Raw genomic sequence first — 9995 nt, forward strand, 5'->3', positions numbered from 1 at the left:
CTGTTTTATCACCTAGACGCTCACCCCGATTGGTGCTAATTTATCGCTCGTTTGCTAACCTTTTTGCCTGACTCTTTGCTCACACATCAGCCTGGCAAATCAAATCCGATCAGCATCAATCCAGCAGACTGTCTCCTCATTTCAATCCTTGCTTACAGACTTTCACCACTATGAATCTGACTGAATTAAAGAACACTCCTGTGTCCGAGCTGGTACAGCTTGGCGAATCCATGGGGTTGGAAAATCTGGCTCGGGCGCACAAGAAAGACATTATTTTCGCGATCCTCAAGGCGCACGCCAAGGGTGGCGAGGATATCTTCGGCGACGGTGTGCTGGAAATCCTGACCGATGGTTTCGGCTTCCTGCGTAGTGCAGACGGCTCCTACCTGGCCGGCCCGGACGACATCTACGTCTCCCCGAGCCAGATCCGCCGTTTCAACCTGCGCACCGGCGATACCATCTCCGGCAAGATCCGGCCGCCGAAAGAGGGCGAACGCTACTTCGCTCTGCTCAAGGTCAACGAGGTCAACTACGACCGTCCGGAAAACTCCCGCAACAAGATCCTGTTTGAAAACCTCACTCCGCTGCACGCCAACGAGCGTCTGCGCATGGAGCGTGGCAACGGTTCCACCGAAGACATCACCGCCCGCGTACTGGATCTGGCGTCCCCGATCGGTAAAGGCCAGCGCGGTCTCATCGTCGCACCGCCCAAGGCCGGTAAGACCATGCTGCTGCAGAACATCGCCCAGAGCATCGCCTACAACCACCCCGACTGCGAACTGATCGTCCTGCTGATCGACGAGCGTCCGGAAGAGGTGACCGAGATGCAGCGGATGGTGAAGGGCGAAGTGATCGCCTCCACCTTCGACGAGCCGGCTTCCCGTCACGTCCAGGTCGCCGAAATGGTGATCGAGAAGGCCAAGCGTCTGGTCGAGCACAAGAAGGACGTGGTGATCCTGCTGGACTCCATCACCCGTCTGGCCCGTGCCTACAACACTGTCATCCCGTCATCCGGCAAGGTACTGACCGGTGGTGTGGATGCCAACGCCCTGCACCGTCCGAAGCGCTTCTTCGGTGCCGCGCGCAATGTTGAAGAGGGCGGCAGCCTGACCATCATCGCCACCGCGCTGATCGATACCGGCTCCAAGATGGATGAAGTCATCTACGAAGAGTTCAAGGGCACCGGCAACATGGAACTGCACCTCTCGCGCAAGATCGCCGAGAAGCGCGTCTACCCGGCCATCGACATCACCCGTTCCGGTACCCGCAAGGAAGAGCTGCTGACCACCGGCGACGAGCTGCAGAAGATGTGGATCCTGCGCAAGATTGTCCACCCGATGGGCGAGATCGACGGCATCGAGTTCCTCATCGACAAGCTGGCGATGACCAAGACCAACGACGAGTTCTTCGACGCCATGCGGCGCCAGCAGAAGTAACCGACTCGAAAAATGATGAAACCGCGGCCCAGGTCGCGGTTTTTGTTTATCTATTTTGCGGTCGCCTGAGTAGTATGAAACCTCGATGTCACAAGGATAGGGACGTCATGAAGCATGTACTCCTGATAATGCTGAGCTGGCTGCTGGTGCCGCCGGCTTTGGCGGGCCAGACTCCGTCCGCCGGGACGGCTCCTCGCGTCGCGCTGGTGGCCGACGAGGGACTGCAGGGCCACCTCGACTACCTGACCGGCCGCTTGCAGCAGGGACAGTTTGCCGCCATCGATTCCCTGCTGGACTCCCTGGCCGTGGGGCAGCGGGAGTATCTGCTGTGCCAGCTGCTTGCCACCCTCGATAGTCAGCCCAGGGCTGACAGCCCGCAACTGCTGGCTTGGGTGCGCGCCCAGTCGTTCAAGGCCCCCAGCTGGCTGGTGGAAAAAGAGGTGGACGGCTTTCTGGTGCAGCAACCCGCCTACGACTTTGCCGCCGCGGCGCGGCAGGTGCTGAGCCGCTGGCAACTGCAGGCCTGGCAGGACAACTACCGCCAGCTGCTGGAGGCGAACCGCTTCGAGTTCAAGCAGATTTACAACAGCCGCAACCCGGATCTGGCCCAGCAACAGCAGGCGCTGCTGAACGTACTCGCCGGACAGCCTGTCACTGTGCTGCAGCGCGAGGCACAAAAGCTGGCCGGCCTGAACATCTTCCTGCCCGACAACCGCTTGCTGCGGCTGCTGGCCGAGCGTACCGGCGACAGCGCCCTCTATCAGAAGCTGTGGCGTCAACCGGCGGATCACGACAGCGTGGCGGCCCTGGCCAGCGTGGGGCGCTTTCATCAGGGTCAGGCGGCGAGCGATCTGCTGATCGCCGCCAGCCGCAACGCCTCCCTCAAACAGACCGCCCTGCACCAGCTCAGTCAGCTTTCGCCGCTGCCCGACACCGCCCAGCAGTTCCTGCTGGCAGAGCTGGGCAACCGCCAGTACAGCGGTCAGGTGGCCAGCCTGCTGTTGCAGGTGGACGAGCCGAGGCTGCTGGCCCAGCTTGCCGATCGGCTGACTCGGCAGGAAAAGCGTCATTCAAGTCCGATGGCGCAACCCGAACCGGGTACACCCGCCGGCTCCCCGGAGTTATAATGCGGCATCGCCTGCACACAGGGTACCTGCATGAAATACAAGGATTTGCGTGATTTCATCGCGCAGCTGGAACAAAGCGGACAACTCAAGCGCATCACGCGCGAGATAGACCCCTATCTGGAGATGACCGAGATCAGCGACCGCACCCTGCGTGCGGGTGGGCCGGCCCTGCTGTTCGAAAATCCCAAGGGTTACGCCATGCCGGTGCTGACCAACCTGTTCGGCACCCCGGATCGGGTCGCCATGGGCATGGGCCAGCCCAACGTGGCCGCCTTGCGCCAGGTGGGGACCTGGCTCTCCTACCTGAAAGAGCCTGAGCCGCCCCGTGGCTTCAAGGAGCTGATGGAGAAGCTGCCGATCTTCAAGCAGGTACTCAACATGCCGACCAAGCGTCTCTCGTCCGCCCCCTGCCAGCAGCGGGTGCTGGAGGGAGAGGCGGTCGATCTGGACCAGATCCCGATCCAGCACTGCTGGCCTGGCGACGTGGCGCCGCTGGTCACCTGGGGGCTCACCATCACCCGCGGCCCCTACAAGAAACGGCAGAACCTCGGCATCTATCGTCAGCAGAAGATCGGCAAGAACAAGCTGATCATGCGCTGGCTGGATCACCGCGGCGGTGCCATCGATTTTCGCGAGTGGCAGGAGGCCCATCCGGGTAAGCGCTTCCCGGTGGCGGTGGCGCTGGGCGCCGATCCGGCGACCATCCTCGGCGCGGTGACACCGGTGCCGGATACCCTCTCCGAATACGCCTTCGCTGGTTTGCTGCGCGGCAGCCGTACCGAGGTGGTGAAGGCCATCAGCTGCGATCTGGAGGTGCCTGCCAGCGCCGAGATCGTGCTGGAAGGCTATCTGGAGCCGGGCGAGCTGGCTCCCGAGGGGCCCTATGGCGATCACACCGGCTACTACAACGAGGTGGACGAGTTCCCGGTCTTCACCATCACCCACATGACGATGCGCAAGGATGCCATCTACCACAGCACCTACACCGGCCGTCCGCCCGATGAGCCGGCGGTGCTGGGGGTGGCGCTCAATGAGGTATTCGTGCCGCTGTTGCAGAAGCAGTTCCCCGAGATCGTGGACTTCTACCTGCCGCCGGAGGGGTGCTCCTACCGGATGGCGGTGGTGACCATCAAGAAGCGCTATCCGGGCCACGCCAAGCGGGTGATGCTGGGGGTCTGGTCCTTCCTGCGCCAGTTCATGTACACCAAGTTCGTGATCGTCTGCGACGACGACATCAATGCCCGCGACTGGAAGGACGTGATCTGGGCCATCACCACCCGGATGGACCCGGCCCGCGACACTACCCTGATCGAGCACACCCCGATCGACTACCTGGACTTCGCCTCGCCGGTCTCCGGCCTTGGCTCCAAGATGGGGCTGGACGCCACCAACAAGTGGCCGGGAGAGACCAACCGCGAGTGGGGCCAGCCCATCGTCCAGGACGAGGCGGTGAAGCAGAAGATCGATGCCCTCTGGGACGAGCTGAACATTCTCGGTTGATGAGCGGCGGCCGGCCCGGCGGGCCGTGCCGCCTGGCCGGGATGCAAAAGATTGATGCCATTTGAGCTGAATTGGGTATGCTCGACTGACCTGACCACTCTGCTGGTCGCCAGTCCACAGTGAATCAAGAGCGAAAGCGGGCCGAACGAGCCCGTCACAAGGATAAGAATGCAACGTATCAAGTGCCGCGTAGAGGAACTGCGCGAATATGTCGACACCATCTGGCACGTGGCCCTGACGCCGCTGCAAGAGGTCAGCTTCAAGCCGGGCCAGTATCTGCTGGTGGTGATGAGTGATTCGGACAAGCGTCCCTTCTCCATCGCCAACTCGCCGACCCGCCCTGGCGTGCTGGAGCTGCAGATCGGCGCCACCCCGGAGAATGCCTATGCCGGCCAGGTGCTGGCCCGCATGCGCGAGCAGGGGGAGATCGAGATTGAGCTGGCGGCGGGCAAGGCCTTCCTGCGGGAAGAGTCACCCCGGCCGCTGATCCTGATGGCAGGCGGCACCGGTTTCTCCTACGCCCGCGCCATTCTGGAATACCTGATCGACAGCGGCAGCAAGCGCCCAGTGTTCTTCTATTGGGGCGTGCGCCAGGCGCACTGGCTCTACGAGCAGGAGCAGATGCAGCAGTGGGAGCGCGACTACGCTCCGCTCACCTACATCCCCGTGGTGCAGGAGCCGGAGAGTGACTGGACCGGCAAGACCGGGCTGGTGCACAAGGCCATCATGGATGACTTCGTCAGCCTGCATGACTACGACATCTATGTGGCTGGCCGCTTCGAGATGGCGGGTGCGGCGCGGGAAGAGTTCAAGATCCTGGGTGCCGAGCCGGAGCGCATCTTCGGCGACGCCTACGAGTTCATCTGAGTTCGGCATGAGGCCGGTCACGTAACCGGGAAGGCCTCGCTAGATCTGCCTGCCGCAGCTTGCTTTGCGGCAGGTCAGAAACAACAAACCCCAGCCTGGCTGGGGTTTGCTTTATGGGGGCAGTGTTATTCGCCCTTGGCGCCGAGCTGCTGCTCGAGCTGGGCCAGCTTGGCCTCGAGGGCGGTCAGCTTCTCGCGGGTGCGCAGCAGCACCTTGGTCTGCACGTCAAACTCTTCGCGACTGACCAGATCCAGCTTGCCGAGCTGGGACTGCAGCACCTGACGGATCTTCTTCTCCACCTCTTCACCCATGCTGCGAATGCCGGGCGGCAGGGAGTTGTGCACCTGTTTGGCGATCTCTTCCAGTTTCTTCGGGTCGATCATGTGGTTCTCCTTAAGCAATGCGCCATTCTACCGGCAATTGATCCGCTTTGCCGAGATCGGGGGTCGCTTTTTGCCATCTGGCGTACAAGTGACCGCTGGTCGGGTCTGGTATCCGGGATGAAGCTGTTAACCTATCGAGTCCCGTTTCTATTCCAATTCCTTGATGCTGTACACAAAAAAAGCAGATCAGATGACCGACCAGCTACTTAATAATTGTTGCGTTGCTGTTAAGATGTACCGGTCGGGTTTATACCCAACGCCGTCAGCATTTCATGGATAACAACTAAAAAGAGATAAGGATATGAAAAAGAAGCTAATTTATGCCGCAGTCGTCAGTGCTATGCTGGCCGGCTGTGGTGGCAGTGACGATAACAAAGGCGACACCTCCAGCTATCTCGACTATCTGTTGACCGGTTCCAACGCAGTGCGCCCCAGTGCCCTGGCGGCCCGGGCCAGCGATGGCACCCTGAAATTCTCCACCGAAACGGCGGATCTCTCCAACCCGGTGTCGGCCATGTCTACCCTGGATGGCTGGTCCACGACCCAGGCCATCCAGATCGTGCCCGTCACCTCGTCCGGCATCACTGTCCAGGCACCGGCTGCCGCCGAGTTTGCCGCCTCGGTGGCCCCGCTCTACCTGCTGGAGCTGGGTTTTGACAGCACAGCCCTGCGCCCGAGCGGCGTAAAGAAGGTGCTGACCTACGGGGTGGACTTCGTGGTGGCCGCCTCGGCTGGCAAGCTGAACCTGGTACCGCTCAAGCCGCTGAACCCCTCCTCCTACTACATGATCGTGGCCACCGACTCCCTCAAGGACAGCAACGGCAACGCGGTCAAGGCCGGCAGCGACTACGGCAACTACAAGAACAACGTCGGCAGCAATGCCCAGGAGCAGACCATCAACGGTCTGATCGCCCTGCAGGAGGGCCTGTTCAAGGCCGCCACCGGCGTCTCCACCGATCACGTCATCTTCTCCGACTGGTTCGGTACCCAGTCTGGTGCCGATGTGCTGGTCGCGGTGAAAGGGGCTGCGGCATCCGTGCTGAAGAGCCCGACCCTGGACGCGGCCGCCCTGTGGAAGCAGGATGCCAAGGGCAACACCAGCCTGCCCGGCACCTACACCCTGGCCGTGACAGGCAGCAACCCCTTCCTGACCCAGCTGGACGCCGAGGCGTTCCTGCCGCAGGAGCAGAAAGATGCGCTGGCCACCGCCTTCGGCCCTGGCGCCCCGCTCAACGGGCTGGCCCAGCTGACCACTGTCTATACCGGTACCGTCAAGCTGCCCTACTTCCTCTCCTCGCCGGCCACCGCCGGTTCCTGGGACAAGGCCAAGACCCAGTCCTGGCACGGCGCCATCCCCAGCCTTTACGCCATCGCCAATGCCCTGAAAGCGTCTGACAGCGAAGTGATCGCCGGGCTGGTGGGCGCGGGCGTAGACCCGGCCCTGCTGGCGACGCTGATTGCCGACCCGACCCGTCAGGCCGAGTTGCTGGCCGAGGCGAGCAAGCTGATCGGGGTGACCCTCACCTCCGGCGGCAAGCCGCTGGATGCCGAGCAGAACATCGGCCGCTTCAACCCGCTGCCCATGCTGGAAGAGGTGCAGTCGGTGCCGATGCGCGTCTTCGCCAAGGATGCCCTCAACACCATCACCGACGTGATCATCTATCAGCACGGCGTCACCTCGGTGAAAGAGAACGCCTATGCGCTGGCGCTGGGCCAGATCTATGCAGGCATGCAGGCAGGCAAGAAGGTGGCGCTGGTGGTGATCGATCACCCGCTGCACGGTGAGCGCGGCTTCGCCCTGAGCGGCAGCATGGACACAGTCACCACCTCCGACAATCCGACCCCCTACCTGAACCTGAGCTACCTGACCGTGGCCCGCGACAACCTGAAACAGAGCGTGGCGGATCTGCTGGGCCTGCGTCTGGCGGTCGGTCTGGCCAATGCCAAGGGCGCCATCGGCAGCGCCGGCAGCCTCAAGGTGCACTTCCTGGGCCACTCCCTGGGCGCCATCTCCGGTACCAACCTGCTGGCGGTCGCCAACCAGTCTATCGGCAATGCCCAGGCGGATGCCCTGTTCAAGTTCGATACCGGTGGCCTGGCCATGCCGGGTGGCGGCATAGCGCCGCTGTTGCTGAACTCGCCGACCTTCGGTCCGACCATCAAGATGGGCGTGCTGACCAGCGGCAGTGCCGAGCTGAAAGCGGGCTTCACCGCCTACGCCCCCAGCTGCAAGACCGCGGTGCCGACCTGCTTCGTCAACGAGTTCCTGCCGAGCCTGAGCGCCACCCAGCAGGCCGCTGCGGCCAGCACGCTGCAGAGCTACAGCTTCGCGGCCCAGTCGGTGCTGGATTCGGCTGACCCGATCAACCTCGGCAGCGGCATCAAGAGCGACTTCCCGCTGTTCGCCACCGAGATCGTCGGCGATGGCGCGCTGAGCCTGTCGGATCAGGTGATCCCGAACAGCATCGCCTCCGCCCCGCTGGGCGGCACCGAGCCGCTGTTCAAGGTGCTGGCGCTGCAGCCGCTGACCGCCACCGGTGCGGCCAGCCACAACGCAGCCCGCTTCGTGGCTGGTGGCCACAGCTCGCTGCTGGCACCGGACGAGAACTTCGATCCGAACGGCGACGTGACCACCGAGATGCAGTCCGAGTTCGCCAGCTTCTTCATGAGCGGCGGCACTGCGGTCAAGGTGACCAACGGCAGCCTGCTCAAGCAGTAAGCCAGTCTGCCAATAAAAACGCCGCCCCGAGGGGCGGCGTTTTTTTTCGTGTATAGCACTCGTAGCCGGGTGGGCCAGATCAGCAGACGTGTTGGCTGCCGAGCCGATCGCAGCAACTCAGGCAGGCTGGTGGTGTCTGTCCAGCCAGCCCTGCAGCAGGCCGACCAGCAGGCCGGCCAGGTGGGCCATGTTGGCGGTACGGGTGCCGAGCAGATCGAAGAAACCGAGTGCCAGCCAGAACAGCATGAAGCCCATCAGCGCCGGTGGCAGGGTGAGGCCGCAGGCCGGCTGCAATTTGCTGCGCAGCCAGCAGTAGCCGAGCAGGGCATAGACCACCCCGGAGAGGCCGCCAAACAGCGGGCCGCTGGCGAAAAACTCGGCCAGGTTGGGCAGGGCGGCGCCTACCAGCAGCAGGATCAGCAGCTTGCCGCTGCCGAGCCGCTGTTCGATCTGGCCCCCCAGATACCACCACCACAGCAGGTTGAACACCAGGTGCAGCACCGAGAAGTGGATGAAGGCCGGGGTGAAGTAGCGCCACGCCTGCCAGTCGGTGAACTGGGCCAGGGTCGGGTGAAAGGCCAGCTCGTCGAAGATCGGCAGGCCGATGGCGTCGAGCCCGTAGATGGCCAGACAGGCGATGATCACCACCAGGGTCAGCGGCCCCGCCTGATGCAGGAAGTCGGTGACCGGGTCGCTCATCCCCTTGCTGTAGTCGATGCGGGCATCGGCCCGGCCGGACTGCCAGGAGGCTTCCATGTAGCGGGGATGGCTCGGCTCGGCCAGGAAGCGCTTCACCTCCTGCTGGGCCTGGGCGAGGCGCTGCTCGTCCGCCAGCCAGATGGTGACCCCCAACTCCGACTGGGTCAGCTCGCACGAGATGCCGAGGGTGGAGAGGTAGTCCACCAGCGCCTGGGCCATGCGGGCGTTGTCGAGCACCAGCAGCTGGATCATGCGTCGCCCGCCTGGATCGGGAACTCCCTGCGCCACGCCTCGAAGCCGCCATCCAGGCTGTAGACCTCATCGTACCCCTGTTGCAGCAAGTACTGGGCGGCGCCCTGGCTGCTGTTGCCGTGGTAGCACATCACGATCACCGGGGTGTCGAAGTCCACCTCGTTCATGAAACGCACCAGGGTGCCGTTGGTGAGGTGGAAGGCGCCGACCGCGTGGGCCGTCTCGAACGACTGGGGGTCGCGAATATCCACCAGGCGGGCTTCACCGGCGCTGAGCTTCTGGTGGGCATCATGGGCACTGATATGGGCAAACTGGTCCATTAACATGTCCTGCGAATAGGTGATTGAGGGCCAGTTTACCGCAAGCGGGTGCCGGCGCTAAGCCCGCAATGTGTCCGGATATTGCCGGGGCCGATCGCAATTTCCTTCAATACCCGGGGCGGGGTGCCGGCTAGGCTGGGGGCTCCTTTTACCGATACGAGCGTTATTCATGGAGACGAGTCTGCTGTTATCCATGGCCGGGTTTGCCTTGGCCATGTCCATCACCCCGGGGCCGGTCAACCTGGTCGCCCTCGGCAGCGGTGCCAGGCACGGCTTTGCGGCCAGCCTGCGCCACGTGGTCGGGGCCACCCTGGGGTTTATCCTGCTGTTGTTGCTGATGGGATTGGGGCTGGGCGCCACCCTGTTGCAATGGCCGGCGGCGGCCGAGCTGCTGCGCTGGGGCGGGGTAATCTTCCTCGGCTGGATGGCCTGGCAATTGCTGGTGGACAGCAGCCGGGTGGAAGGGGTCGACGGGGTGGCGCCCTCCTTCTGGTACGGGGCGCTGATGCAGTGGCTCAATCCCAAGGCCTGGCTCGCCGCCAGCATGGGGATGGGGGCCTATGGCAGTGCGGGCGGGGTGGGGCAGGCGGCCCTGTTCAGCGGCCTCTACCTGGTCATTTGTCTGTGCTCCATCGCCTGCTGGGCCTATGCCGGCAGTCCCCTGCAGGGGTTGCTGCTGGTGCCGCCGCGGC

At 63.3% G+C, this 9995-nt stretch carries 9 protein-coding genes; 6 read left to right on the forward strand and 3 right to left on the reverse strand.

Annotated elements, in window-relative coordinates:
- The first annotated feature begins 170 nt into the window (after positions 1–170).
- The 4 genes from rho to fre all read left to right on the forward strand — a co-directional run bounded on the left by rho (position 171) and on the right by fre (position 4930).
- A complete protein-coding gene (rho, locus tag BN1143_RS21070; RefSeq protein ID WP_005307308.1) occupies positions 171–1436 on the forward strand; it encodes a transcription termination factor Rho in 1266 nt (421 codons plus the stop codon).
- Positions 1437–1543: 107 nt separating this feature from the next.
- Positions 1544–2563 carry a hypothetical protein gene (locus BN1143_RS21075; protein ID WP_042052098.1) on the forward strand — a complete coding sequence of 340 codons (1020 nt, stop codon included), beginning with the start codon at positions 1544–1546 and terminating at the stop codon, positions 2561–2563.
- Between the two features lie 30 nt (positions 2564–2593).
- Positions 2594–4063 (forward strand): 4-hydroxy-3-polyprenylbenzoate decarboxylase, encoded by a 1470-nt coding sequence (ubiD, locus tag BN1143_RS21080; RefSeq protein ID WP_042052100.1) that lies wholly within the window; start codon positions 2594–2596, stop codon positions 4061–4063.
- A gap of 168 nt (positions 4064–4231) precedes the next feature.
- Positions 4232–4930, forward strand: coding sequence for an NAD(P)H-flavin reductase (fre, locus tag BN1143_RS21085; RefSeq protein ID WP_017780576.1), 699 nt, complete (start codon positions 4232–4234; stop codon positions 4928–4930).
- Between the two features lie 125 nt (positions 4931–5055).
- Here the strand turns inward: fre and ubiK are convergent, their stop codons facing one another.
- Positions 5056–5313 (reverse strand): ubiquinone biosynthesis accessory factor UbiK, encoded by a 258-nt coding sequence (gene ubiK / locus BN1143_RS21090; RefSeq protein WP_005307315.1) that lies wholly within the window; start codon positions 5311–5313, stop codon positions 5056–5058.
- 301 nt (positions 5314–5614) lie between these two features.
- Here ubiK and BN1143_RS21095 point away from each other — a divergent pair, with 301 nt between their 5' ends.
- Complete coding sequence (locus tag BN1143_RS21095; RefSeq protein WP_042052102.1) at positions 5615–8032, forward strand: VolA/Pla-1 family phospholipase; 2418 nt, start codon at positions 5615–5617, stop codon at positions 8030–8032.
- A gap of 117 nt (positions 8033–8149) precedes the next feature.
- Here the strand turns inward: BN1143_RS21095 and glpG are convergent, their stop codons facing one another.
- The gene (glpG, locus tag BN1143_RS21100) at positions 8150–8983 is read right to left on the reverse strand and encodes a rhomboid family intramembrane serine protease GlpG (RefSeq protein ID WP_005307318.1); all 834 of its coding nucleotides are present in this window, start codon (positions 8981–8983) and stop codon (positions 8150–8152) included.
- On the reverse strand, positions 8980–9303 hold the full coding sequence (gene glpE / locus BN1143_RS21105; protein ID WP_005307320.1) for a thiosulfate sulfurtransferase GlpE: 324 nt from the start codon (positions 9301–9303) through the stop codon (positions 8980–8982). The genes glpG and glpE overlap by 4 nt, the downstream gene beginning before the upstream one ends.
- 70 nt (positions 9304–9373) lie before the next feature.
- Between glpE and BN1143_RS21110 the strand changes: the two genes are divergently transcribed.
- The coding region (locus tag BN1143_RS21110; protein WP_052444042.1) for a LysE family translocator at positions 9374–9995 on the forward strand (622 nt) is incomplete at its 3' end.

The organism is Aeromonas dhakensis (assembly GCF_000820305.1).
In the GTDB taxonomy this organism is placed as follows: Bacteria; Pseudomonadota; Gammaproteobacteria; order Enterobacterales; family Aeromonadaceae; genus Aeromonas; species Aeromonas dhakensis.